Genomic DNA, 23,541 nt, shown 5'->3' with positions numbered 1-23,541 from the left:
TGCCCGAACTCAGAGATTGAGCTTGCCCGGGAAATAGTGATCGTAGGCCAGCTCCAGATCCGGCGCGTTCATCAGCTCATAGAAGGTGACCTGCTCGACCCAGGCGCGCTGGCTGTCGAGGGTCTTCTTCATGAATGGATCTTCCTCTAGTTCCGGGATCAGCTTGTCCCATGCCTCGAGCTGAGCTGCCAGGATGTTTTCCGAGGTGCGGTGCACGGTGACACCCGCCTCTTCCTGCAGCCACTTGAGGTCGGCCGAGTAGCGACGCATCGCCTTGGCGGTGTTCGCGGTCGACACGGCCTCGACGCCGTATTTCAGGATCGCGCGCAGATCCGGGTCCAGCTCTTCCATGGTGAACTTGGAGAACAGGAACTCGAAGCTTTCCGACGCCTGGTGGTAGGACGACAGGTAGTAATTCTTCGCCACGTCATGCGCGCCGAAATCCTTGTCCGAGGACGGGTTGTTGAACTCGAACGCGTCGATCACGCCTCGCTCCATCGCGGGGACGATCTCGCCACCCGGAAGCTGCGCCACCGACATGCCCATGCTCTGCAGCAGATCCGCCGCAAGGCCCACGGTGCGATACTTGAAGCCGTTGAGGTCTTCGGCAGTGTTAACCTCGCCCTTGAACCAGCCGAAGGGCTGCGCGAACATCGGAAAGCCCATGTAGCCATCGACGTCCATGCCCAGAATGTCCTGCGTCAACTCGTCATAGAGCGCCTTGCCGCCGCCCTCGTAGAACCAGCTCAGCATCGTGGTGGCCGAGCCACCAAAGACCGGGCCGGTGCCAAAGAGCGAGGCCGCCTTGTTCTTGCCGTACCAATAGACCGGCACCGAGTGCGCAGCATCAAGGACGCCGTCATTCACGGCATCGAGAACCTGAAACGCAGCCACGACGGCGCCTGCGGGCAGCACGTCGATCTTGAGACGGCCACCGGACATTTCCTCCACCCGGTCGGCATAATCCTGTGCGAATTCCTGCCAGATGTTCCCGGCCCCCCAGGATGTCTGCATTTTCAGCACGATCGGCGCTTGCGCCAATACCGCCGGTGCCGCGAGCGTGCTCGCAGCAGCCACCGGTGCCCCTACCGCCGCGCGGCGCAGGAACGTACGGCGGTCAAACTTCGCCTTGTCTGTCATGGTATCCTCCCATTTATGCGTATGCATCAGTCGTGTCCGATGGCAGGCGCACGTCAATTGCAAAGGCGATTCGGTGCTGAATGCCTACCACACCCGCGCCATCGTAAAGATTGGCGATGCAAAAACAAGTATTCTGGTAATATAACTTGACCAAAGCACGTGATTTACGGGATTTAAAGTGCATCGCCGCTTGCAGGCCCGGCCGCTCGACAATCTAACGTCGAATTATACCGCTACCGGACATCCAAAGGCATGTAGCAGGTCACGTATCGTGCCGCGCCACCACCGCCTGATCTGCAAGGCACTGAAAAAATTCCAGCACCTCGGCCTCATCTGTTAGCTCTCCGGGCGGGCATCCATGCGGATCGCGGATAGCGTCGCCTGATCAAAGCCAGAGGGCCGCGAGGCATAGACAGGCTGGGGAAGAGGCATGAAACGGTCCCTTTCGCAGGGCAGACTAGAGGCGTCGGGACGCGTTGTCGATGCGAGAAACCGAAACCGGATATCAATCCTGCACACGCGAACGCGAGCGACGGCCCCTATTCCGCCGCCATCGGCGGCATCTCCGCCGCGCGGAACAGCGTGCGGTGGTTGCGGGCAAGCAGCAGGATCGGCGGGGTGTCGATCATTTCTGGCGTGGCCATGACATGACGCAGCCCGCGCCAATCCCCCAGACGTAGCCCCGACAGCATCGAAAGCGGCACGGCGGCGACCAGGCTTATCGCGATCGGCAACAGCCAGAGCGATACCGTGCCCGCCGCCATGCCCGCGAACAGCAGCGCCCCGCTCACCGTCTCCAGCAGGTGAAATTTCAGCACCGTGCCGGGGCTGTAATCGCCGCCCTTGCGCGCCGGCGGTGACCAGATCGGTCGCATCCCGATGATCGAGCGCAGCACCGCCACAAGCTGTTGCACCATCATGATCGGCGCGAACAGGATCGACAGCACGATCTCCACCACCAACGACACGGTGAACCGCAGCGCCCCGCCAAAACTGCGGATCGACACATCCGTAAGCCCAAGCGCCATCGCGCCCATCAGCTTGGGCGCCAGCAACATGCCGTACATAAACAGCAGGATCAGAACCGAACTCACCCGGCTCATTTCCGGCCAGACCGGGTATAGCGGGTTTTCCATCGAGAAATAGCTGATCACGCTGTTATGCCCATTGCCCAGAAGCGCCCAGACCACCAGCAGGCCGAACCATGCGGGCGACAGAAGATAGCTCATCGCGCCGTGGAAAAGGTGGAACCGCGAGACGGCATGAAAGCCGCGCGTGGCCAGCAGACTGAGATGCTGCAGGTTGCCATGGCACCAGCGCCGGTCGCGCAGGGCATAGTCGATCAGGGTGGCGGGCGGCTCTTCGTAGCTACCCTTGACCGAAGGCATGAATCGCACCGCCCACCCGGCCCGGCGCAACAGCCCCGCCTCAACGAAATCGTGGCTCAGGATCAGCCCGCCCTGCCCGATCAGCGACGGCATCTCCGGCAGCCCCGCGCAATCGGCAAAGGCGCGGGTGCGCAGGATGGCGTTATGGCCCCAGTAATTGCCCTCGGAGCCGGTCCATCCCGCCAGCCCCTCGGACAGCAGCGTGCCATAGACCGCCGCCGAAAACTGCTGCATCCGGCCAAAGAGCGTGTCCGAGCCCACAACCAGCGGCGCCGATTGAATAAGGCCCGCCGTGGGATCGGCCGACATCTCGTCCGACAGCGCGACAATCGCCTCGGCGCTCATCAGGCTGTCGGCATCGAGCACCAGCATCGCGTCATGTGCCGCCCCCCAGTTTTCCAGCCATTGCCCGATATTGCCCACCTTGCGCCCGGTATTGCGCACCCGGCGGCGATACCAGACCGCGCAATCTGCGGGCAGCGCGGCGCGCAGCGTGGCAAAGGCGCGTTGCTCGGCCATGGCGACAGAGGCATCCTGCGTGTCTGACAGGATGAACAGGTCAAAGCAGTGCGCAGCCCCTGCCGCGCGCAGCGCCGACATCATGGCGCAGGCATTGCCGAACACCTCGGACGTGTCCTCGTTATAGATCGGCACCAAGAGCGCTACGCTCAGCGGTGCGGGCGTGGCACGCGCCTGCGCGCGCTTGTGCATCATGTGACAGGCCAGTCCGAGCGTCGCCGTGCCCACGGCCAGCGCGATCCAGAAGAACGTGACCATCACCAGCGCCAGCAGCACCCATTCCAGCCACCACATTCCCCCCACCGAAAGCCACTCGCCAAAGGCAAAACCAAGCGCGCCCGTAATCAGCGTGGCAGGCAGGAACGTAGCGGCGCGCCGCCACCAGTAATTGAGATTGGGCCGCCATGCAGGCGCGTTGGGGTCGCGATGCACCCGACTCAGGCTCTGAATCGGGTGATCCAGAGGGGCAGGAGGCGGCATATGCGCCGCGCCGGGAAAGGGGGTCAGGCGGTCCATCGGTACAGCCACACTTCCGACACGCCGCGCCCCTCGTGGAAAAGCTGCGCACGGATTTCAGCCGCCGTCACCTCACCCGGGTCAAACGAAAAGGCAAGGCGCGGACCGCCGGTTTCGGGATTGCGCTGCACGAAACCCCCGGCAATCTCCAACCGGCTGGAATACACATAGACCACGAGGTCATCATACATTTCGGGCAGCGCGTCATGCGGGGCGAAATCAATCGTCACCACCTTGCGCAGGTCATTGGGAAAACCACGCCCGATCCGGGTCTCGATCACCCGCGCCACCGGCTTTTTCTCCTCGATGCCGCCGGTCCATGTCATGCCATAGCTGAAACTGTGCTCGGTCCCCTCGGCCAGCGGCTCGCGCGGGCGCCAATAGGCCACGATATTGTCGTAGATCTCCTTGTCGGTCGGGATCTCGACCAGCGTGACCGCACCACGCCCCCACTCTTCACCCGGGGTGATCCACAGACTTGGGCGCTCATGATAATGCGCCTCCAAATCGTGGAAATCCGAATAGGCGCGCGACCGCTGCGACAGGCCAAAGCCCTGCGGGTTGGTGTCCACGAAGCTGGAGATTTGCAGATCGCGCGGATTGGCCAAGGGCCGCCAGAGCATCTCACCGTTGCCATTGAGAATGCTCAGCCCGTCGCTGTCATGCACGCCGGCACGGAAATCATCGAACTGGTGGCGATTGGTCGCGTCGAAATAGAACATTGACGTCAGCGGCGCGATGCCCACATTCTCCAGCGGCACGCGCGGCATCAGCGTGCAACGCACATCCACCTCGGTCTCCGCCCCCTCGGGACGCATCGTGAAATGGTAAATCCCGGTCACCGACGGGCTTTCCATCAGAGCATGCATCTTGTGGATGCTGACGCCGGGGGCCGGTTTCTCGATCCAGAAGCGGGTGAAATCAGGAAATTCCTCACCCTCCGGCCCGCCGGTATTCACCGCCAGCCCCCGCGCCGACAGGCCGTAAACCAGATCGCGCGCGATCACCCGGAAATAGCTGGCCCCCTGAAACACCGCGTATTCCTGAAAGATCCCTGGCTTCTCCAACTCGGCGCGCAGACGAACCCCGGAATATCCCAAGTCCCCTTCGGTCGGCAGATCCGGCACGATTTCGTGCTTTTCATAAAGCGACAGGTCGAAATCGAGCCGCCGCGTCTGGCCGTTCTCGACCAGATTGACCTCAACCGCACGCGGGAAATAGAGGCCGGGCGGAAACACGTCGAATTCCAGCGTCGTGTCGGTGCCAGCCCAGATCGCCTGATCGGTATCGAAGCGGATGGCGCGATATTGATCATAGGTCAGGTCGCGCCATGCCTCGGGCACGCTCGGGCGCTCGGCATAAGGATTCGCCGCCACCTCGCGCGCGAGATCAAGCAGCCCCTCCTCGGAAAAGGGCGTGCCGGACCCGGCCTGCGCCAGACCGGGCCAGAGCGCAAACGCGCCAAAGGATTTCAAAACGTCACGCCGGATCATTTTACGCCTCGCCAGGGATGTGATTTGAACCACGCCACCGAGTAGGCCACGAGGATCAACGATACGAACCCAACGCAGTTGGCCACCACCATGTTCCATGTCGTGCGCCCGATTTGATCCATCACGAACCCCGAGAGCCGGGCAAAGGCCATCGAAAACACAAAAACCGCGAGCGATTGCTGCCCGACCTTGAGGATCATCCTGAGCAGCGCGCCCCAAGCCCGGGACAACAGCCCCGTGCCGACGGTTTTCAGTCGTGCACCACCATCGCCCGCTGCCACCCAGCACAGGTAGGCGAGACTCAGGAAATGCACGTATCGCAGGATGCCGAAATCGGACTTGTTGAAGAGGCCCGAGTTGGCGATGCGCCAGCCGCGCGCCCAGTCAAACCCAAGCTCGCGCATGCCGATATGCGACAGCGGCACATTGGCGATGACGATCACCAGCGCCAGCCCGATCAGAACCTTGTTCACCGGCGGTTTCGGAAGCCAGCCGCGCATCAGGGCAAAGCCGGTAAAAAACACCAGTTGCCAGCCGAACGGGTTGAAGAACCATTTTCGATCCGACCAGGGCTCTGCCGGGAAGCCCAGATGCAGGTCAATCAGGCCCAGCGCGTCAAGCACGGCGCGTTGCGCGAAGAGCCAGATCAGCCCCATCGCAGCGAATACCGCCCAGACACTAACCCGACTCAGCGCCATCATCAGGGGCATCATCACCAGGATGACCATATACATCGGCAGGATATCGAAATAGTTGGGCACATAGGTCAGGGTGAAGATCCCCACCAACTGCGGCCCCGGATCGGCAAAGAACTTCCACAGGTTCAGCGTGCCGATATAGGTCTTTTCGAAATCGCCGAAGTGATCGAACGCCGCCAGCAGCGTGGCAATGGCAAAGAACATGCCGATATGCGCCCAGTAGACCTGCCAGACGCGAAAGCCGACGCGCCCCGAGCCGAGCGCCCATCCCGCCCGGTCAAAGGTGCGGCCAAAGGCGATAGCCGAGGCCATGCCGGAGCAGAACACGAAGATCTCGGTCGCGTCCGAAAAGCCCCATCGCGCCGGTATCCAGCTGGTAAAGAAATTTCTCGGGGTATGGGCGCAGAGAATGATGAACATCGCCAGCCCGCGAAAGAAATCCAGCCGGATATCGCGGGTCGTTGCGGCAGGGGCCACCGCCTCTTTGGGGCGGCTCTTTAGCATGGCCGGATCAGCAACACTCGTCATCGCGGTGTCGGCTCCTTTTGCAATGTGGGGTCGGGGTTACTCGGCGGGCAGGCGATCGGCCTCATCCCAGTCCCCGCGCGAGACGTTGATCAGGTCGAGCCGCGTGCTTGCATAGCTGTCGAGACGCCCGGCGCGCTGCGTCGTGCGTTCCTCGAGCATGGTCTCTGCCTCGTCCAGAAAGCCGCCGCGAATCGCGCAATCTATGGTGAGCCGCTCAAAGACATCACGTTGGGCATGACTGCCCCCGACCAGTTGCATGGAACGACGCGCCCTTCCAAGGTTGAGGAACGCCGTCTTGTAATCCCCTTCCCCAAAGGCCTCAAGCCCCGTCGCAGCCGACAGGCCAGGATTCGCCATGCGCGCCATCAACTCGCCCGCGTTGGTCTTTTTCGCGTCACGATGCATGCGCGCCATCATCTGCTTGATCGCCGTCTCGCGATTGTCGCCAACCAGCGCCAGCATGTAATGCAGATCGGCGAAAATCAGGCAGGCATCCTCAGAGCGCCGTTCGGAGATATCAGCCAGTTCTTCCCAGCGATCGCCCACGTCATGGCCCTCCAGTTCCAGCCGCATCAGCAATGATGTGCCGTTGGAAATATCGCGGAAATCGTCGGTCTTGTCTTGGCGAATCTCGTGGTCATAAAGGGCAAAGACAGACTCTAACTCGCCCTGATCGAGATGCATCAGCGCCTTGTGCCACCACACGTGGTATCGAAAGTTGTTGCAATGGGCCCAGGCCCCTTCGCGGCCCTCCAGCCAGTCGAGCCCGGCGCGCGCGTTGCAAGTCATGTCAAAGACATGCGCCACCGCGTGCAGCCCCCAGGCATCGTCGGGCGACAGGCTCAGCCCCATGCGCCCGGCGGTCTCGGCGCGGGCATAATCGCCGGTTTCCTCGAGCGAAAAAGCGTGACAGCCGAACAGATAGCCGCGCGCTGGATTCTGCGCGTCATAGGCGGGCAACAGCGCCTCAAGCGAGGCGCGCATGCCGTGCCGGTCGCCAAGGATGAACCGGATGGCGTGGCTGATCTTCATCGCCAGCGCATCCTCGGGCCAGCGCGCCAGCACCGCCTCCATCTCGCGCACCGACTCGGACGGGTGCCCGTCGAGCCATGCGCCCAAGCTGCGCACATAGCCCATCTCGCGCGCCGTCGGATTGCCTTCCCGCGCGCAGGCAAGAGCGGCCTGATAGGCCTCCTGCGCGGTCTCGTTCATCTCCCTGCGGCCCAGCATCAGCAGGAACAGCCCCTTGGTGGCATGCGCCATCGCGAATTCCGGGGCCTCGCTCAGCACCGTGCCAAGATGTTCGGGCGTTGTCGCGGCATGGGCGAGAAAGGCCAGCACCAACTTGTCCCATGCCGCAAGGGCGGTAGCGGATGATACGGAAATCTCGCACCCGAATTGATCATGACGCATGGCCCGGTATCCTTTTTCGGCAATCACTCAAGTCTCAGCTAGCCCGCTATATATGACACCCGCAACAAGTGCGGGGCGGTCCTCACCAATACGTTATCCGCAGTTTAACGCATATCACGGGACCAGGGCAGGCTTGCTACCGCATAAGACGAACGAAATAGGCGTCTTTCTGCCTAGAGCTAGAACAGGAGCCCGCCCGCCGCCCAAAGATCACTCGGCGATGGCGGATTCCGCGACAGTTTCGAAAATTCCATCCAGTTCCGCCGCCAGATCACGCAGCGTATCTCCGCCCTCGTCGAAATAAGGGGCGAAAACCGCCGTCGGTGCCTTGTAGCTCAGGCTCGCGGTGCCGTCGGCGTCTTCGGTGACGTACATCCGAATCGGGGCTTCGATCCCGGCGGCGACGCTCGCCTCCAACATGCGACGGGCGTAATCATTGCGGTAGAGGCCGAAGACCCGGTTGCCGGGGATGCTGTGCCCCTGCATCCGCGCCCCGTCCGAGGCGCTCGCCTGTGTGACCACGGCAATAGGCGCAGCACTCACCGCGTCACGCACCGCCTGCACCAGATCGTCAAAGCTCTTGCCCGTGTCGTGGATCACCCAGCCCTCGCGCGGCTCCAGCGCCTGCGCCGGCGCGGCAAGGATGGTGAGGATTGCGAGAAGTTTCAGAAATGGTCGCATGAATACACCTCCGTATTGATACCCGGAGGGCTACGCGGAACTATACGCCGCAGCAAATCACGTACCCGCGAGCCCGGGCGCTTAGGCCCAGTGTGTGATGATCTACTGATCTGTGACAACCAGAAGGGCGCACTATGAGACAAATTCTTCGCGGTCGTGCGGCGACTGGTGCTCCATCATGGAATGTGAGCGACCAGACCCTAAGGACGACGAGATTCTCTCCGCTTTCCATGTGAAATCGCTTGATCGGGCCTCCCCCTGCGTTTAAACGCACGAACGGTCCGCCTCAATAGCTCAGCTGGTAGAGCAGGTCCTTCGTAAGGACAAGGTCGGGGGTTCGAGTCCCTCTTGAGGCACCATCCGCTTCATTTGGCGATGCGAAAGCGCAACAACGTGCGCAACTGAAAATTCTCGAAGTACTCTCAAAGACGCGATTCTCGAAAACACCTAACGTCTTGATGATGTTTTAAAAATTTCGTGCAGTGTCACTCATCACGAATGACGTGCTCTACCAACCGAGCTACAGCGACACCGTTGTTGCGCGGCATATCGCGGGCGATGCCGCCGCCGATCTACCGGAATCGCGCAAGAGCCTTTGTCCGGACGCCCCGCTGGACCGCGTCGGCGCAGTTTCCGGCTTTTGCTGAGAGGCTTTCAAATATTCCCGGGGATGTGTCGGCCCCGCGCGGCATGGCATAAGCAACCTATCACAGGATCATGAAAGGCCCGCAATGCACCCGCCCCGCTACCACGCCCCGCAGGGCGGACTGCCACCGCAAACCCAGCTTCTGACGGATCGTGCCGTCTTTACCGAGGCCTATGCCGTCATTCCCAAGGGCACGTTCAGCGATATCGTAACCAGCCTGCTACCGTTCTGGGACAAGGCGCGCTTCTGGGTGATCGCGCGGCCGCTATCAGGCTTTGCCGAGACATTCTCGCAATATATCGCCGAGGTGCAGCCCGGCGGTGGCAGCGACCGCCCTGAGACCGAACCGGGCACCGAGGCGGTGCTCTTCGTCGTCGAGGGAGCGCTGCACCTGACCATCGAGGGCAAGGCCCATGACATGGCCGAGGGTGGCTACGCCTATATCCCGCCCGGTGCTGCCTGGACACTGCGAAATCACGGCGATACGGCGGTGCGGTTTCACTGGCTGCGCAAGCGGTATCAGTGGGTCGATGGGCTCGACGCGCCCGAACCGTTGATTCTGAACGAGCGGGACATCGCCCCCACGCCGATGCCCGACACAAACGGAGTCTGGGCCACCACCCGCTTTGTCGACCCCGAGGATCTGCGCCACGATATGCATGTGACCATTGTCACCCTTCAGCCCGGCGGCGTCATCCCATTTGCCGAAACTCATGTGATGGAGCACGGGCTCTACGTCCTCGAGGGCAAGGCGGTCTACCGGCTCAACCAGGATTGGGTCGAGGTCGAGGCCGGCGATTTCATGTGGCTGCGCGCCTTCTGCCCGCAGGCCTGTTATGCGGGCGGACCGGGGCCCTTCCGCTACCTGCTCTACAAGGATGTCAATCGCCACATGGCCTTGGGGCCGGTGAGCGGTGCCTAGCGCGACCGCAGGAGCACCGCCTTTTCCCGCGCCGGGCATATGCCCTTGAGGCCGCCCGGCACCTCCTCATCCGCCAGTTCGGCGATGGTGAAGCGTTCGGCGTGGCAGGCGCGCACCTCCGCCTCGCTTAGCGAAAAGGGCGGCCCCGGCATCACCGACTGGTCGTATTCGAAGGTCACCAGAAGCTGTGGCGCGCGTTCCGTGATCGCGGCCAGATGCGCGGCATAGCGGCGGCGCATCTCCTGCGGAAGGGCCACGAGCGCGGCGCGGTCATAGACCGCGTCCACCGCGCCAAGCGTTTCAGCGGTCAGATCGAAGATGTCGCCCACGAAAATCTCGACACCCTGCGCCACGTAGCGCCGAAGCGCACCCAATTCGGTGACCTCTGGCGTTACGCCCATTTCGTCAAACAGATCGCGCACCGCGATCTCGCTCAGCTCGGCCCCGGCCACACGATAGCCGCGCGACAACAGCCATGGAATATCGACGGCCTTGCCGCAGAGCGGGACAAAGATCCGCGCGCCCTCGCCCAGCGCCAGTGCGCCGATATGCGCCTCCAGCAGCCGGTTGACCTTTCCCTCGTGAAAGCCGAGCCGCCCCTCTTGCCAGCGATCATGCCAGAACTTCGCGTCCATTGCCTGCCTCTCTTGTTGCATCGGTGATTCGACGATCCTAGACAGGATTAGCATGCCGTGAACATGGGGGATGGGCGATTGACGATGACGAATGATCACATTGCCGGGCGGGGCTGAGATGCGCATCGCCACGTGGTCCGGGCCGCGGAACCTTTCCACCGCCATGATGTACAGCTTTGCCGCGCGTGGCGATTGTGCCGTGGTGGATGAGCCATTCTATGCCACCTACCTCGCGCAGACCAGGCTCGATCACCCGATGCGCGACGCGATCATGGCTGCGCAGCCGCAAGACCCCCTGCGCGTGGTGGAAGGTCTATTAGGTCCTGTTCCGGCCCAAAAGCCGCATTTCTATCAGAAACACATGGCCCAGCACATGATTCCCGGCGTGCCGCGCGACTGGGTGAATGAGCTGACCAACGTTTTTCTCATCCGCCACCCGGCGCGCGTCGCCGCCAGTTTCTCGGCCAAGTATGACAACCCGACGCTCGCCGATATCGGCTTTGTCCAGCAGGTTGAGCTTTACGATCAACTGGTATCCGCAGGGCAATCGCCAGTCGTCATCGATTCCGCCGATATCCGCCGTGACCCCGAGACCATGCTGCAACGTCTCTGCGCCGCCATCGGCCTGAACTGGACGCCCTCCATGCTCGCGTGGCCGCGCGGTGGCCATGCTGATGACGGGGTCTGGGCGGCGCATTGGTACGGGGCGGTGCATGACAGCACCGGCTTTGCCGCCGCCGAGGGGCCCCCGCCCGCGCTTGATGGTGCGCGCGCCGCATTGGCCGAGGCGGCGATGCCCGCCTATGACCGACTGCGCGCTGTGGCCCTCAGCCCTTGAGGCGCCTGTTGCGCGCGGCCAGCAATTTCAGCCGCAACGCATTCAACTGAATGAAGCCCGCCGCGTCCTTCTGATCATAGGCCCCGGCATCCTCCTCAAAGGTCACATGTGCCTCGGAATAAAGGCTGTGATCGGACCAGCGCCCGACGGTCGTCGCCGCCCCCTTGTAGAGCTTGAGCCGCACCGTGCCGCTGACATGTTCCTGGCTCTTGTCGATGGCCGCCTGCAACATCTCGCGTTCGGGGCTGAACCAGAAACCGTTGTAAATCAGCTCCGCATATCGCGGCATCAGCGAATCCTTGAGATGCCCTGCACCGCTGTCGAGCGTGATCTGCTCGATCCCGCGATGCGCCTCCAGCAGAACCGTGCCGCCCGGGGTCTCGTAAATACCGCGCGACTTCATGCCCACGAATCGGTTTTCCACGAAGTCGAGCCGCCCAATGCCATGCTTGCCGCCCAATTCATTAAGCTTTGTGAGGATCGTGGCCGGGCTCATCGCCGCGCCATTGATCGCCACCGCGTCACCCTTCTCGAACGTCACCTCGATAAATTCGGGGGTATCGGGGGCCGCCTCGGGGCTGACCGTGCGCTGATAGACATAATCTGGCGCGGCCTCCGCCGGATCCTCCAGCACCTTGCCCTCGCTTGAGGTGTGCAACAGATTCGCATCGACCGAGAACGGTGCCTCGCCGCGCTTGTCCTTGGCGATCGGGATCTGGTTTTTCTCCGCAAACTCGAGCAGTCGTGTGCGGCTGGTCAGGTCCCATTCCCGCCAGGGCGCAATCACCTTGATATCGGGGTTGAGCGCATAGGCCGCCAGTTCGAACCGCACCTGATCGTTGCCCTTACCGGTCGCGCCATGCGCCACGGCATCGGCGCCGGTTTCGGCCGCGATTTCGACCAGACGCTTGGAAATCAGCGGACGGGCAATCGAGGTGCCCAGCAGATAGAGCCCTTCATAGAGCGCATTGGCGCGGAACATCGGAAACACGAAATCGCGCACGAATTCCTCGCGCACATCCTCGATATAGATATTCTCCTCTTTAATCCCGAGGAGTTTCGCCTTTTCCCGCGCTGGCTCCAGCTCTTCACCCTGCCCCAGATCGGCAGTAAATGTCACTACCTCGCAGCCATATTCGGTCTGCAGCCATTTCAGGATGATCGAGGTATCGAGACCCCCGGAATAGGCCAGAACAACTTTCTTGGGCGCGGACATGTGTTTCCCCTCTCTCGCGGATATCGCAGCGCGCTTAGCCGGTTTTCGGTGCCGGGGCAAGATGCGCCCCTTGCCAGCACGCCCCGATTGCGGCACTGAAACGGGATGACCGAGTTCCAGAATAACGCCCGCCAAGCCGAGGCCGCCATGCGCGCCGTGTTCGAGCCGACGCCGCTGCAACGCAACGATCACCTGTCGGATCGCTACGGGGCCGAGATCCTGCTCAAGCGCGAGGATCTGAGCCCGGTGCGCTCCTACAAGCTGCGCGGCGCGTTCAACGCCATGCGCAAGGCTCTGGCGGCGCGGTCCGAGATCACGCAATTCGTCTGCGCCAGTGCCGGCAATCATGCCCAGGGTGTGGCCTTCATGTGTCGGCATTTCGGGGTTAAGGGTGTGATTTTCATGCCGGTCACGACACCGCAGCAAAAGATCGGCAAGACCGAGAAATTCGGGGGCGATGCGGTGTCGATCCGCCTGACCGGCGATTATTTCGACGACACGCTGCAGGCCGCCCAGGCCTATTGCACCAAGGTGGGCGGGCATTTCCTGTCTCCCTTCGACGACGAGGACGTGATCGAAGGGCAGGCCAGCGTCGCCGTCGAGATCGAGGCGCAGTTGGGTGGCATGCCCGATCACCTGATCCTGCCGGTGGGTGGTGGCGGGCTATCGGCCGGGGTGCGAAGCTACATGGGCGATAGCGTCAACCTGACACTGATCGAGCCTGCGGGCGGGGCCTGTCTTGCCGCGGCCCTTGCCGCCGGGGAACCGGTGCGCCTGCGCCATGTCGATAATTTCGCCGACGGGGCCGCCGTGGCGCAGATTGGCAAGCGCACCTTTGCGCGCCTCGCCGATCTTGATCCCGCGCAGGCCCGGGTGATCGACGAGGACCGGCTTTGCACCACGATGCTGGAAATGCTCAATATCGAGGGTATCGTGCTGGAGCCCGCAGGCGCGCTCGCCGTCGATGCGCTCAAGGACATGGGCGACGTGATCCAGGGCAAGACCGTGGTCTGCGTCACCTCGGGCGGCAATTTCGATTTCGAACGCCTGCCCGAGGTCAAGGAACGCGCGCAGCGCTACTCGGGGGTCAAAAAATACTTTATCCTGCGCATGCCGCAGCGCCCCGGAGCCTTGCGCGACTTCCTTGAGATACTTGGCCCAGAGGACGATATCGCACGGTTCGAGTATCTCAAGAAGTCGGCGCGCAACTTCGGCTCCGTCCTGATCGGGATCGAGACGATGCGCCCCGAGAATTTCGTTCATATCTTGCGCAAGCTGGACGATGCCGGGTTCGATTACCGCGACATCACCCGTGACGAGGTGTTGGCGGAGTTCCTGATCTAGGCGGCGACCACCTCTGCCGTCAGCCCGGCCAGGAACGCCGCCTTGGACCGGTCAAAACAGTCGAGTACTTGCTCCAGATTCACCTCTGCCGCCCGACCCGCGCCGGCGGCCCCCTCGCCACGGTGACAAAGATCCGAGAAATCGGCAAAACCGAGATTGAGCGCGCTGCCCTTAAGGAAATGCAACTGCGCCTCGATATCCAGCGCCGCATCCGGCGCGCGCAGCGTCTCTATCTCGGTCTCGACCTCTTCGAGAAACAACTCGACGACCTCTTCGAACGCATCGGTCCCGATTTCATCCCGCAGGATTCGAACGCGGTTCCAGTCGATCATGCTCCGCCCTCCTTCAATCCTGTAACAGTGCCCGTCAAACCCTTCGATAATGTTAATCTGCACATCGAAACCTGCACAGTTTTAGCTTTTACCCATCGTTAAGCCCGTCCGCGCTATCGCAGGGAGGAACAGGACAAAGGGATGATCGTGCGGGTGCTCAGACCAGAAAGCGGACGGGTGGAGACAGGCGGCAATGTCATCCGCCGCGTGCTTGTCGTCGATGACAGCCGCGCGCAGCGCCGCATCCTGACTGCCTCGCTGCAGCGCTGGGGCTTCGACGTGCGCGAGGCGGACTCGGGCGGCTCCGCGCTCCGGATCTGCGCCGATTACGCGCCTGATCTGGTGCTCAGCGACTGGATGATGCCGGGCATGACCGGGTTGGAATTCTGCCGGGCGTTCCGCGACATGGCCCGCGACAGCTATGGCTATTTCATCCTGCTGACATCCAAGAGCGACAAGGACGAGGTGGCGCTCGGCCTCGATGCCGGGGCGGATGACTTTCTGACCAAACCGATCAATGCCGCCGAATTGCGCGCCCGCATCGCCGCCGGGGCGCGCATCCTTAAGATGGAGCGGGAGCTGACCGACAAGAACCGGCTGATCACCTCTACCCTCGATGAACTGCAATCGCTCTATGATTCACTCGACAGCGACCTGATCGAGGCCAAGAAGCTGCAACAATCACTGGTCAGCGAACGGTATCGCGATTTCGGCACAGCCGAGGTGTCATTGCTTTTGCAATCGGCGGGGCATGTGGGTGGTGATCTGGTTGGCATGTTCCCGATTAGCGAGGGCCGCATCGGTCTCTATGGGATCGACGTGTCCGGACATGGTATCAGTTCGGCGCTGATGACAGCGCGGCTGGCGGGATATCTGTCATCCTCGGTACCCGAACAGAACCTCGCCTTGCAGAAAACGCACTGTGGCGGCTTTGCCCCACGCCCCCCCGCCGAGGCGATCGCCATGCTCAACCGTGTGATCATGTCCGAGATGGAGACCGAGCATTATTTCACCATCGCGCTCGCCGATGTCGACCTTCAGAGTGGCCATGTCGTCATCGCGCAGGCGGGGCATCCCTACCCGGCGCTGCAACGCGCGGGCGGTGCGGTGGAGTTCATCGGTCAGGGCGGCCTCCCCGTGGGACTGATCGACGCCGCCGAGTTCCAGCAGTTCGAGGTCACGATGGCCCCCGGTGACAGGCTCATGATCCATTCTGACGGCATCACCGAATGTGCCGCGCGCGATGGTGCGCTGCTCGACGAGACAGGGCTTGCCCGCATCCTACGCGATCTGCGCCAGACACGCGGCCCCGCCTTTCTCGAATCTCTGATCTGGAAACTGTCGGATTTCGCCGGGGACGCGGATTTTCAGGACGATATCTCCGCAGTTCTGCTGGAATTCAGGCCAGATCCAATGCCCGGCTGACGAAATGCCGGTCCCCTGAATTGCCAAGCTGCTCTGCCGCATTCTCTGGAGTGATCAAGACCGCGCGATGTCCCGGCTCTGTCGGTGCGCCGAGGGCACGCACCGGATCGGCGCGGTAGACCACGCAGAGCTTTTCCGCCCAGAACCCGTAGTCCGGCATATAGGTGAACCGCCGGAATGCCCCGATCCGACGGGGCCGCGCGATGGTCCAGCCGGTTTCCTCGTAAACCTCGCGATGCAGCGCGCGCAGCGGATGTTCGCCCGGGTCGATCCCGCCGCCCGGCAATTGCAGTTCCGGCACCGGCTCGGCCTGATGCGTCACAAGCAGATGCCGACCCCGCGGCAGAATCGCATAGACCCCGGGCCGCAACCGGTAGCGCACATCGTGACGCGGTGCCTCGCCGAATCTCCGGATCATGGCTTGCCCCCTTGGTGCCCCGTCTTGTCCTGCCTACATACACGCGATATGCCGAACCAAGGCGCATAAGGAAACCCCATGACTCTTGGACAGAAAATCGCCTGGGACGATACGATCCTGCCGTTCCAGCTCGATCATGCCGATATCCGGGGCCGCGTGGCGCGGCTCGACGGGGTGCTGGACGGTATCCTGAAACAGCATGATTACCCACCGCAGGTCGAGGCGCTGATCGCCGAAATGGCGCTTTTGACCGCGCTCATCGGCCAGACGATCAAGCTGCGGTGGAAGCTGTCGCTTCAGGTCCAGACCAAGGGCGCGGTAAAGATGATCGCCACCGATTATTTCGGGCCATCAGAAGAGGGCGAGCCAGCGCGTATGCGCGCCTACGCCAGCTTTGATCCTGACCGGCTCAACGATGGCGCACCGTTCGGGCAGTTGGGCGAGGGATATTTCGCCGTTCTGCTCGATCAGGGGCAGGGAATGACGCCTTATCAGGGCATTACCCCGATCGCGGGCAAGGCGTTGCGCAATTGCGCCGAGGCCTATTTCGCCCAGTCCGAACAATTGCCCACGCGCTTTGCCCTCAGCTTTGGCAAATCGCACGAGGCGGGCGGGGTGGAGCATTGGCGCGCCGGGGGCGTGATGCTGCAACACATGCCCAAGGCCTCGCCCTTTGCCAGCGGCGGCGGGTCGGGCGAGGAAGGGCTATTGCAGGCGCGCGATATCGTCGATGGTGACGATGCCGAGAACTGGAATCGCGCGAACATGCTGCTCGATACGGTCGAGGATCTCGAACTGATCGGGCCGTCCGTGGCACCCACGGACCTGCTCGTGCGGCTGTTTCACGAAGAGGCTCCGCGCGTTTTCGACCTGCAACCGGTGCGCTTTGGCTGCACCTGTTCAGAAGAGCGCGTGCGCAACAGCCTGTCGATCTATTCGGCCAAGGACATTGAAAAGATGACCACCGATGACGGGATCGTGACTGCTGATTGCCAGTTCTGCGGCGCGCATTACCGGCTCGATCCCGCAACGCTGGGGTTCGATGCGCCAAAGGGGCCCGGTGACGGTGCGTGACCCGCTTGCCCCAATCCTCGCGGCGCTCGGGTCTGGGCGCGCGGGGTCGTCCGATTATGACCTGAACCCCGAGGTGCGCCTGCCGCCCGGGCGCAAACTCCGCGCCGCAGGGGTGCTGGTACCGGTGCTTTGCAGCGGGGGCATGCCGCGCGTGATCCTCACCAAGCGGTCCTCCGCGCTCAAGCATCACCCCGGCCAGATCGCCTTTCCGGGTGGCAAACAGGATGCGGCCGACCCCGATATCACCGCCACCGCCCTGCGCGAGGCGCAGGAGGAAATCGGCCTCGATCCGGCCCAAGTCGAAACGCTCGGTTTTCTGCCCCGGCACGAGACGGTAACCGGCTTTGACGTGACGCCGGTTCTGGCCCGTATTTCCGCGCCCTTTACCCCGGTGCCAGAGGTCGGCGAGGTTGCAGAAGTGTTCGAGGTGCCGTTGGCGCATTTGTTGGATTTAGGCCGGTTCAGGGTCGAAAAGCGCCGCTGGCGCGGGGATTGGCGGCGCTATTACTCGGTGCCGTTCGGTCCCTATTACATCTGGGGGGCAACCGCGCGCATCCTGCGCAACATGGCCGAAATGGCAGGTCCGCGATGAAGCTCTCGGGCAGCTGGATCACCGCGCCCGCCACGCAGGCGGTCTGCGCTGCGCTGACCGAGGCCGGGCACCAGGCGCTTTTCGTCGGCGGCTGCGTGCGCAACGCGCTCTTGGGGATACCAGTCGGCGATATCGACATCGCCACGGATGCGCTGCCGCAAGCTGTAATGCAGCTTGCCGCCGATGCCGGGCTGAAACCCGTGCCCACCGGCATCGACCACGGCACCGTCACCGTGGTTTCAGATGGCACGCCGCATGAGGTCACCACCTTTCGCGAGGATGTGGATACGTTCGGGCGGCACGCGCGGGTGGCCTTTGGCACGGACCTGCACGCCGATGCCCGCCGCCGTGATTTCACGATGAATGCGCTTTATGCCCGCCCCGACGGCACCGTGATCGATCCTTTGGGCGGCATCGACGATCTGATCGCCCGCCGCGTGCGGTTCATCGGCGATGGCGCGACACGGATCAAGGAAGATTACCTGCGCATCCTCCGCTTTTTTCGCTTTCATGCCTGCTATGGTGATGCAGAGGCCGGTCTCGACCCCGACGCGCTCGCCGCCTGCGCCACCCATCTCGGCGGTCTGGCCGGGCTCTCGCGCGAGCGTGTCGGGGCCGAAATGCGCAAACTGCTTGCCGCGCCCGATCCTGCTCCCTCGGTGGCCGCGATGCAGATGACCGGCGTGCTTTCGACGATCCTGCCGGGGGCGGATGCACGGCCCCTCGCGCCGCTCGTGCATCTTGAATCAGAGACAAATACGGCCCCAAATGCCCTGCGCCGTCTTGCTGCACTGGGCGGTGAGGGTATTTCCGACCGTCTGCGCCTGTCACGGGCCGAGGCCAGGCGGCTCGCGCTCTTGCGCAACGGTGCGTCCTCCACCATGCCGCCCGCCGAGCTTGGATATCGGTACGGCGTGACGGATGGCATGGATATGCTGCTCCTGCGGGCCGCTCTTCTCGATACTCCGCTTGGACCGAAGGCCTCGGAGACACTCGAACGCGGTGCGACGGCCACGTTTCCGGTCAAGCCTGCCGATCTCATGCCGGGTTACACCGGTCCCGCCCTTGGCCAAAAGCTGCAAGAACTGGAGGATCGCTGGATCGCGTCGTGTTTCACACTAAGCCGTGAGGACCTGCTATGACGACCCATCAGATCAACCGCCTCGGCCATCAGGGCGACGGAATCGCCGAGGGCCCGCTTTTCGCACCGCTCACCCTGCCGGGTGAGGAGATAACCGGCACGCCCGACGGTCAGACCCTGCGCGATATTCGCATTGTCACCCCCTCGCCGGATCGCGTGGCGCCACCATGTCGGCATTTCAAATCCTGCGGAGGCTGTCAGTTGCAGCACGCATCAGATGATTTCACCGCGCGGTGGAAACGCCAGGTCATCGAAACCGCGCTCGCCGCGCATGATATTTCCGCCGAGATAGGGCCTGTTTACACCTCCCTCCCGAATTCCCGCCGCCGGGCGACACTGGCCGCCCGGCGCACGAAAAAGGGCGCGATGGCGGGCTTTCACGCGCGCGGCAGCGACACGATCATCGAGATCCCCGATTGCCGCCTGCTGCACCCCGAGTTGATGCCGATTCTGCCGCTGGCTGAGGATCTGGCGCTGGACGGGACAAGCCGCAAGGCCCCGCTTGCCGTGAGTGTCACGCTCTCTCTCGGTGGTCTCGACGTGGCGGTGCACGGGGGCAAGCCGCTGGATGGTCCGTTGCGTATCACTCTGGCGGGGCTGGCGCAGAAACATGATGTGGCGCGGCTGGCCTGGGACGGCGAGGTGGTGGTCACCCGCCGCCCGCCGCAACAAGGCTTTGGCTCTGCCCTCGTGACACCTCCGCCGGGGGCCTTCCTTCAGGCCACGGCAGAGGGTGAAGCCGCCCTTTTGGCAGAAACAGAGATGATTCTGAATGATGCCACCCGCATCGTCGACCTGTTCGCGGGCTGCGGCACCTTTGCGCTGCCGCTGGCGCGTCGCGCACCCGTTCATGCGGTCGAGGGCGATCGCGCCATGATCGAGGCACTCGACGCGGGCTGGCGACACGCGCAGGGCCTCAAGCCCGTCACCACCGAGGCGCGCGATCTCTTCCGCCGCCCGCTCCTGCCGGATGAGCTGGCGCGCTTTGACGGCGCGGTGATCGACCCGCCCCGCGCCGGGGCCGAGGCGCAGATCGCCGAAATTGCCCGCGCCCGCCTGCCGCGCCTGGCCTATGTGTCCTGCAACCCGCTCAGCTTTGCCCGCGACGCGCGTCATCTGATGTCACAGGGCTACCTGATCGGACCGGTGCGCGTGATTGATCAATTTCGCTGGTCGGCGCATGTCGAACTTGTTGCAGGTTTTACGCTTAACACGGAATAATCAGCAAAGAAATCGCTACCACAAAACCGTGGAAACAGTGTAAAATGCCGCAAAACAACCGGGCAGCAACACGGTGACAGGCATGACACTCACACGACGTTTCGCACTACTCGCCGGGGCGGCAACACTCGCGGGCTGCGCACAGAAATCCAAGTTCCGGAGCTATCACGGCCCGGAGGTGACCCGCGTCGTCGTTAACAAGGGCGAACGCGAGATGTTCCTGTTGCATCACCGCAAGGTGCTGAAACGCTATCAGGTCGATCTTGGTTTTGCTCCCGACGGACACAAGCAGTTTGAAGGCGACGGGCGCACGCCCGAGGGCGAATACCTTATCGACCGGCGCAACCCCAACAGTGCGTTTCACCTCTCGCTCGGAATTTCTTATCCGAACGAGGCCGACATCGCCCATGCCAGGGCAATGGGGCAATCGCCGGGGGGCGACATCTTCATCCACGGCGAGCCGAACGCGCTCGCGGTTTTCAGCCCGGATTGGACGGCGGGCTGCATTTCGGTCAAGAATCGCGAGATGGAGGATGTCTATGCGATGATCCGCAACGGCACGCCGATCCTGCTCCACGCCTGATCACTTGCCCAGCACCATCGTCCACCAGATCTTGCCGCCCGGCTCCTGGAGCCAATCAAAGCCCATGCGCGTGGCCTCGGGGTTCAGGATCACGCGGCGCGTGACCTCTTCCTCCATCCATGCGGCGAGGGTCTCGAGTTCGGTCTCGTAGGTCTCCGAAATAGTCTCGCCCACCAGGTCGCCCTCGTAACCGACGCGGCGGATGCGATCCACCGGCGACGACCCGTCAGAGCCGAAATGCCAGGGCCGGTTCTGCACCGACATGTCGCGCGAATGGGTAGCGGCGGCGGCGGTCAGACGTTCGTCGAGAATGACCGTTCCGGCCCCGTTGGCCTCGCGCAGCGCATTGACCGAATCGAGCATCCGAAAGCGAATTTCACGCTCTTGCCCATCGCGAATATGGTAGACGCGCGGCAGCGGCTTGCCATCGGCACCGATCTGTGGCGGCGGCGGCGGCGGTGCCGCGCAGGCCGACAGGGCCAACATAGCCGACAGAAAAATGATAAACAGACGCGCCATAATCCCACACCACCCTGGTTGTTGCATCTTTTGCTTTAGCCCGGCTCGCGTTGCACTTCAAACCCACATCCGCGAAAGCGTGCCCCTTGACGGCGGTTTGAATTGCGACTGCGGCCTTTGCGCCATATATTAGGCGGATATTGATCAGGTTCGACGGGAGACCCGAAAATGACTTCTGATATCCGGACGGCATGGAATCGACGTGCCTTTCTGGCTGGCAGCGCCGCGATGATGGGCGCGCCGGCCTTCGCCCAAGATGTCGATGGCCCCGAGACCGTCGAGACAGAGCGCGACGTCACCACGACCGTGCGCCGCAACATCTCGGCGTTTCGCAAGCTGGACTGGAAGCCTTATTTCTCCAACCTGCGCAACGGTGCGATCCTCGTGGATATCGATTCGCGCGCTGTGCATTTCTGGAGCGAGGATGAAAGCGTCTACAAACTCTACCCCTCCTCCGTGCCGCTGACCGAGGATCTCACCCGCCGGGGCCGCACCTCGGTGGTGCGCAAGGTCGAGGGGCCAAGCTGGCGTCCGACGCCTTCAATGCTCGAACGAAATCCGGAATGGCCCGCCTATGTGGGGCCGGGCCCGGACAACCCGCTCGGAACGCACGCTCTCTATCTCAGCTGGACGTATTACCGGATCCACGGCACGCATGACACGCGCAAGATCGGTCGGCGCTCGTCGAACGGTTGCGTGGGGCTCTACAACGAACATATCCAGGAACTCTTCGCTTTGACCAAAGTGGGCACACAAGTGTTGCTTATTTGACGAAAAAGTGCCCGGGCCGCAGCCCGGGCTGTCAAGATGCAATTGCAATCTTCACGAATTGCTGTTTAGAAAAATAACACGAGGTAAGTCTTGGATGCCTGCCGTTGTGCTGTTGCAGCGTCAGGCCGATTTCTGGAGGATTATAATGAAAAAGCTCGTTCTCGCCGCCGCCCTCTCCGCAGCCGCTTCGACCGGTTTTGCCGGTACGCTTGCAGAGCCTGTCATCGAGGCGCCGGTGATCGTTGAGGAAACCAACAACGGCTCGTCCGCAGCCGCAGTCTGGGTTCCGCTGGTCCTGCTCGCCATTGTGGCAGCCGTGATCGCGATCGACTGATCGTATCAGTGACAAAATGTAGAAAGGCAGCGGTCTCCGCTGCCTTTTTGCGTTTCCATAGATTGCCGGTGTCAGTCGAGCCAGCCCTTGAGGTTGCTCTCCACGATGGATGACAGCGCCCTGATATGCGCGTCGTCATCATTGAGACAAGGAATATAGGTGAATTCCTCACCTCCCGCCTCCTCAAAGCTCTCGCGGATTTCCTCGTTGATCTCTTCCAGCGTCTCGATGCAGTCGGCGGAAAACGCCGGGGCCATCACCGCGATGCGTTTCTTGCCCTCTTCGCTTGCCAGCCGTGCCACTTCATCGACGGTGTAGGGCTTGAGCCATTCCTCAGGGCCGAACACCGACTGGAACGTGGTGGTGATCTCGGTATCCTCCCAGCCCAACCGTTCCTTGAGCAGCCGCGTCGTTTTCTGGCAGTGGCAATGATAGGGGTCACCCTGCATCAGATAGCGTTTAGGCATGCCATGATACGACACGACAAGGATCTCGGGCCGCGTCTCGATCTGCGAATAGGCGCGCTCGACCGATTCGGCGAGCGCCTCGATATAAAGCGGATTCTCAAAATAAGGCTCCACCACGCGGGCAATCGGCTGCCATGTCTCGTCCATTAGCGCGCGAAAGAACTGGTCGTTGGCCGTGGCCGAGGTGGCCCCCGCGTAATGCGGATAGAGCGGAAAGAACAGGATGCGCGTGCATCCCGCCTCGACCATCGCCCTGACCTTGGATTTCGTGGACGGATTGCCATAGCGCATGCAGAAATCGACCATCACCTGATCGCCATAACGCTCTTCCATCGCCTTGGCCATCTTCTCGGTCTGGTCGCGGGTGATGGTCATCAGCGGGCTCTCGCCCTTGTCCTCGTTCCAGATGGATTTATACGCCTCGCCGCTGGTAAAGGGCCGCTTGGTCAGGATGATCAACTGCAATAGCGGTTGCCATTTCCAAGGGCTATAGTCGATCACCCGCCGGTCCGAGAGGAACTCGTTGAGATAGCGGCGCATCGGCCAATAGCTGTAATGATCCGGCGTCCCGAGATTGGCCAGCAGCACACCGGTCCTGGCCCTCGGCACCTTGGGGTGATCGCCAGGGGCATGGGCGGGGCGTGCGGCATCGCGGCTGGAGTCGAGCATGGCTTGGTTAATCCTGTC

Annotated in this window: 24 protein-coding genes and 1 tRNA gene; 13 read left to right on the top strand and 12 right to left on the bottom strand. The window is 62.5% G+C overall.

The window, feature by feature from the left end; all coding sequences use genetic code 11:
• Nucleotides 1-9: 9 nt before the first annotated feature.
• The 6 genes from BHD06_RS14120 to BHD06_RS14095 all read right to left on the bottom strand — a co-directional run bounded on the left by BHD06_RS14120 (nucleotide 10) and on the right by BHD06_RS14095 (nucleotide 8,376).
• Nucleotides 10-1,140, bottom strand: coding sequence for a TRAP transporter substrate-binding protein (locus tag BHD06_RS14120; RefSeq protein WP_080457653.1), 1,131 nt, complete (start codon nucleotides 1,138-1,140; stop codon nucleotides 10-12).
• A gap of 539 nt (nucleotides 1,141-1,679) precedes the next feature.
• A complete protein-coding gene (mdoH, locus tag BHD06_RS14115; RefSeq protein WP_080457620.1) occupies nucleotides 1,680-3,563 on the bottom strand; it encodes a glucans biosynthesis glucosyltransferase MdoH in 1,884 nt (627 codons plus the stop codon).
• Entirely contained in the window at nucleotides 3,551-5,056 is a 1,506-nt protein-coding gene (locus tag BHD06_RS14110) for a glucan biosynthesis protein (protein WP_080457619.1), read from the bottom strand. Before BHD06_RS14110 ends, mdoH begins: the two co-directional genes overlap by 13 nt.
• Nucleotides 5,053-6,282, bottom strand: coding sequence for an OpgC family protein (locus BHD06_RS14105; RefSeq protein WP_080457618.1), 1,230 nt, complete (start codon nucleotides 6,280-6,282; stop codon nucleotides 5,053-5,055). The genes BHD06_RS14110 and BHD06_RS14105 overlap by 4 nt, the downstream gene beginning before the upstream one ends.
• Before the next feature lie 36 nt (nucleotides 6,283-6,318).
• Nucleotides 6,319-7,695 (bottom strand): tetratricopeptide repeat protein, encoded by a 1,377-nt coding sequence (locus tag BHD06_RS14100; protein ID WP_080457617.1) that lies wholly within the window; start codon nucleotides 7,693-7,695, stop codon nucleotides 6,319-6,321.
• 210 nt (nucleotides 7,696-7,905) lie between these two features.
• Nucleotides 7,906-8,376, bottom strand: a complete 471-nt coding sequence (locus BHD06_RS14095) for a DUF302 domain-containing protein (protein WP_080457616.1) — start codon at nucleotides 8,374-8,376, stop codon at nucleotides 7,906-7,908.
• A 283-nt stretch (nucleotides 8,377-8,659) separates the two neighbouring features.
• On the opposite strand from BHD06_RS14095, the gene BHD06_RS14090 reads away from it, so the two are divergent.
• The 3 genes from BHD06_RS14090 (at nucleotide 8,660) to BHD06_RS14085 (ending at nucleotide 9,944) form a co-directional block, all read left to right on the top strand.
• Nucleotides 8,660-8,735 (top strand) — tRNA-Thr (locus tag BHD06_RS14090).
• A gap of 123 nt (nucleotides 8,736-8,858) precedes the next feature.
• Nucleotides 8,859-9,023, top strand: a complete 165-nt coding sequence (locus tag BHD06_RS23775; RefSeq protein WP_176214360.1) for a hypothetical protein — start codon at nucleotides 8,859-8,861, stop codon at nucleotides 9,021-9,023.
• A gap of 84 nt (nucleotides 9,024-9,107) precedes the next feature.
• Entirely contained in the window at nucleotides 9,108-9,944 is an 837-nt protein-coding gene (locus BHD06_RS14085) for a bifunctional allantoicase/(S)-ureidoglycine aminohydrolase (protein ID WP_080457615.1), read from the top strand.
• Here BHD06_RS14085 and tmpT read toward each other — a convergent pair.
• A complete protein-coding gene (tmpT, locus tag BHD06_RS14080; RefSeq protein ID WP_080457614.1) occupies nucleotides 9,941-10,579 on the bottom strand; it encodes a thiopurine S-methyltransferase in 639 nt (212 codons plus the stop codon). The genes BHD06_RS14085 and tmpT overlap by 4 nt on opposite strands.
• Before the next feature lie 118 nt (nucleotides 10,580-10,697).
• Here tmpT and BHD06_RS14075 point away from each other — a divergent pair, with 118 nt between their 5' ends.
• Complete coding sequence (locus tag BHD06_RS14075; RefSeq protein ID WP_080457652.1) at nucleotides 10,698-11,417, top strand: sulfotransferase family protein; 720 nt, start codon at nucleotides 10,698-10,700, stop codon at nucleotides 11,415-11,417.
• Here BHD06_RS14075 and BHD06_RS14070 read toward each other — a convergent pair.
• Nucleotides 11,407-12,633 (bottom strand): argininosuccinate synthase, encoded by a 1,227-nt coding sequence (locus tag BHD06_RS14070; protein ID WP_080457613.1) that lies wholly within the window; start codon nucleotides 12,631-12,633, stop codon nucleotides 11,407-11,409. The two genes, BHD06_RS14075 and BHD06_RS14070, sit on opposite strands and share 11 nt — an antisense overlap.
• A gap of 105 nt (nucleotides 12,634-12,738) precedes the next feature.
• Here BHD06_RS14070 and ilvA point away from each other — a divergent pair, with 105 nt between their 5' ends.
• Nucleotides 12,739-13,977: a threonine ammonia-lyase IlvA gene (ilvA, locus tag BHD06_RS14065; RefSeq protein ID WP_080457612.1), complete on the top strand. Its 1,239-nt coding sequence runs from the start codon at nucleotides 12,739-12,741 to the stop codon at nucleotides 13,975-13,977.
• Here ilvA and BHD06_RS14060 read toward each other — a convergent pair.
• Complete coding sequence (locus BHD06_RS14060) at nucleotides 13,974-14,309, bottom strand: Hpt domain-containing protein (protein ID WP_080457611.1); 336 nt, start codon at nucleotides 14,307-14,309, stop codon at nucleotides 13,974-13,976. The two genes, ilvA and BHD06_RS14060, sit on opposite strands and share 4 nt — an antisense overlap.
• A 141-nt stretch (nucleotides 14,310-14,450) precedes the next feature.
• On the opposite strand from BHD06_RS14060, the gene BHD06_RS14055 reads away from it, so the two are divergent.
• Nucleotides 14,451-15,734, top strand: a complete 1,284-nt coding sequence (locus BHD06_RS14055; RefSeq protein ID WP_080457610.1) for a PP2C family protein-serine/threonine phosphatase — start codon at nucleotides 14,451-14,453, stop codon at nucleotides 15,732-15,734.
• On the opposite strand, the gene BHD06_RS14050 is transcribed toward BHD06_RS14055, so the two are convergent.
• A complete protein-coding gene (locus BHD06_RS14050) occupies nucleotides 15,709-16,152 on the bottom strand; it encodes an NUDIX domain-containing protein (protein ID WP_080457609.1) in 444 nt (147 codons plus the stop codon). The two genes, BHD06_RS14055 and BHD06_RS14050, sit on opposite strands and share 26 nt — an antisense overlap.
• A gap of 78 nt (nucleotides 16,153-16,230) precedes the next feature.
• On the opposite strand from BHD06_RS14050, the gene BHD06_RS14045 reads away from it, so the two are divergent.
• From BHD06_RS14045 to BHD06_RS14025, 5 genes are all read left to right on the top strand, one after another.
• Nucleotides 16,231-17,226 (top strand): Hsp33 family molecular chaperone HslO, encoded by a 996-nt coding sequence (locus tag BHD06_RS14045; RefSeq protein WP_080457608.1) that lies wholly within the window; start codon nucleotides 16,231-16,233, stop codon nucleotides 17,224-17,226.
• Complete coding sequence (locus BHD06_RS14040) at nucleotides 17,195-17,818, top strand: CoA pyrophosphatase (protein WP_080457607.1); 624 nt, start codon at nucleotides 17,195-17,197, stop codon at nucleotides 17,816-17,818. Before BHD06_RS14045 ends, BHD06_RS14040 begins: the two co-directional genes overlap by 32 nt.
• A complete protein-coding gene (locus BHD06_RS14035) occupies nucleotides 17,815-18,960 on the top strand; it encodes a CCA tRNA nucleotidyltransferase (RefSeq protein ID WP_080457606.1) in 1,146 nt (381 codons plus the stop codon). Before BHD06_RS14040 ends, BHD06_RS14035 begins: the two co-directional genes overlap by 4 nt.
• Nucleotides 18,957-20,180 carry a class I SAM-dependent RNA methyltransferase gene (locus BHD06_RS14030; protein WP_080457605.1) on the top strand — a complete coding sequence of 408 codons (1,224 nt, stop codon included), beginning with the start codon at nucleotides 18,957-18,959 and terminating at the stop codon, nucleotides 20,178-20,180. The genes BHD06_RS14035 and BHD06_RS14030 overlap by 4 nt, the downstream gene beginning before the upstream one ends.
• Before the next feature lie 82 nt (nucleotides 20,181-20,262).
• Entirely contained in the window at nucleotides 20,263-20,763 is a 501-nt protein-coding gene (locus BHD06_RS14025) for a murein L,D-transpeptidase family protein (protein ID WP_080457604.1), read from the top strand.
• On the opposite strand, the gene BHD06_RS14020 is transcribed toward BHD06_RS14025, so the two are convergent.
• On the bottom strand, nucleotides 20,764-21,282 hold the full coding sequence (locus BHD06_RS14020; protein ID WP_080457603.1) for a CAP domain-containing protein: 519 nt from the start codon (nucleotides 21,280-21,282) through the stop codon (nucleotides 20,764-20,766).
• A 168-nt stretch (nucleotides 21,283-21,450) separates the two neighbouring features.
• Between BHD06_RS14020 and BHD06_RS14015 the strand changes: the two genes are divergently transcribed.
• A complete protein-coding gene (locus BHD06_RS14015; RefSeq protein ID WP_080457602.1) occupies nucleotides 21,451-22,053 on the top strand; it encodes a L,D-transpeptidase in 603 nt (200 codons plus the stop codon).
• Nucleotides 22,054-22,198: 145 nt separating this feature from the next.
• Nucleotides 22,199-22,387, top strand: a complete 189-nt coding sequence (locus tag BHD06_RS14010; protein WP_080457601.1) for a hypothetical protein — start codon at nucleotides 22,199-22,201, stop codon at nucleotides 22,385-22,387.
• A 71-nt stretch (nucleotides 22,388-22,458) separates the two neighbouring features.
• Here the strand turns inward: BHD06_RS14010 and hemH are convergent, their stop codons facing one another.
• Nucleotides 22,459-23,523, bottom strand: a complete 1,065-nt coding sequence (gene hemH, locus BHD06_RS14005) for a ferrochelatase (protein ID WP_080457600.1) — start codon at nucleotides 23,521-23,523, stop codon at nucleotides 22,459-22,461.
• Between the last annotated feature and the right edge of the window lie 18 nt (nucleotides 23,524-23,541).

The organism is Roseovarius sp. A-2 (assembly GCF_002072155.1).
Classification (GTDB): Bacteria; Pseudomonadota; Alphaproteobacteria; order Rhodobacterales; family Rhodobacteraceae; genus Roseovarius.
The sequence above is the reverse complement of the archived record's forward strand: the minus strand, read 5'-3'. Positions and strand labels throughout refer to the sequence as shown.

Coding starts and splice junctions, on each gene's coding strand:
- BHD06_RS14120 (WP_080457653.1), bottom strand. CDS start 1,140: ATGACAGACAAGGCGAAGTTTGACCGCCGTACGTTCCTGCGCCGCGCG.
- mdoH (WP_080457620.1), bottom strand. CDS start 3,563: ATGGACCGCCTGACCCCCTTTCCCGGCGCGGCGCATATGCCGCCTCCT.
- BHD06_RS14110 (WP_080457619.1), bottom strand. CDS start 5,056: ATGATCCGGCGTGACGTTTTGAAATCCTTTGGCGCGTTTGCGCTCTGG.
- BHD06_RS14105 (WP_080457618.1), bottom strand. CDS start 6,282: ATGACGAGTGTTGCTGATCCGGCCATGCTAAAGAGCCGCCCCAAAGAG.
- BHD06_RS14100 (WP_080457617.1), bottom strand. CDS start 7,695: ATGCGTCATGATCAATTCGGGTGCGAGATTTCCGTATCATCCGCTACC.
- BHD06_RS14095 (WP_080457616.1), bottom strand. CDS start 8,376: ATGCGACCATTTCTGAAACTTCTCGCAATCCTCACCATCCTTGCCGCG.
- BHD06_RS14085 (WP_080457615.1), top strand. CDS start 9,108: ATGCACCCGCCCCGCTACCACGCCCCGCAGGGCGGACTGCCACCGCAA.
- tmpT (WP_080457614.1), bottom strand. CDS start 10,579: ATGGACGCGAAGTTCTGGCATGATCGCTGGCAAGAGGGGCGGCTCGGC.
- BHD06_RS14075 (WP_080457652.1), top strand. CDS start 10,698: ATGCGCATCGCCACGTGGTCCGGGCCGCGGAACCTTTCCACCGCCATG.
- BHD06_RS14070 (WP_080457613.1), bottom strand. CDS start 12,633: ATGTCCGCGCCCAAGAAAGTTGTTCTGGCCTATTCCGGGGGTCTCGAT.
- ilvA (WP_080457612.1), top strand. CDS start 12,739: ATGACCGAGTTCCAGAATAACGCCCGCCAAGCCGAGGCCGCCATGCGC.
- BHD06_RS14060 (WP_080457611.1), bottom strand. CDS start 14,309: ATGATCGACTGGAACCGCGTTCGAATCCTGCGGGATGAAATCGGGACC.
- BHD06_RS14055 (WP_080457610.1), top strand. CDS start 14,451: ATGATCGTGCGGGTGCTCAGACCAGAAAGCGGACGGGTGGAGACAGGC.
- BHD06_RS14050 (WP_080457609.1), bottom strand. CDS start 16,152: ATGATCCGGAGATTCGGCGAGGCACCGCGTCACGATGTGCGCTACCGG.
- BHD06_RS14045 (WP_080457608.1), top strand. CDS start 16,231: ATGACTCTTGGACAGAAAATCGCCTGGGACGATACGATCCTGCCGTTC.
- BHD06_RS14040 (WP_080457607.1), top strand. CDS start 17,195: ATGCGCCAAAGGGGCCCGGTGACGGTGCGTGACCCGCTTGCCCCAATC.
- BHD06_RS14035 (WP_080457606.1), top strand. CDS start 17,815: ATGAAGCTCTCGGGCAGCTGGATCACCGCGCCCGCCACGCAGGCGGTC.
- BHD06_RS14030 (WP_080457605.1), top strand. CDS start 18,957: ATGACGACCCATCAGATCAACCGCCTCGGCCATCAGGGCGACGGAATC.
- BHD06_RS14025 (WP_080457604.1), top strand. CDS start 20,263: ATGACACTCACACGACGTTTCGCACTACTCGCCGGGGCGGCAACACTC.
- BHD06_RS14020 (WP_080457603.1), bottom strand. CDS start 21,282: ATGGCGCGTCTGTTTATCATTTTTCTGTCGGCTATGTTGGCCCTGTCG.
- BHD06_RS14015 (WP_080457602.1), top strand. CDS start 21,451: ATGACTTCTGATATCCGGACGGCATGGAATCGACGTGCCTTTCTGGCT.
- BHD06_RS14010 (WP_080457601.1), top strand. CDS start 22,199: ATGAAAAAGCTCGTTCTCGCCGCCGCCCTCTCCGCAGCCGCTTCGACC.
- hemH (WP_080457600.1), bottom strand. CDS start 23,523: ATGCTCGACTCCAGCCGCGATGCCGCACGCCCCGCCCATGCCCCTGGC.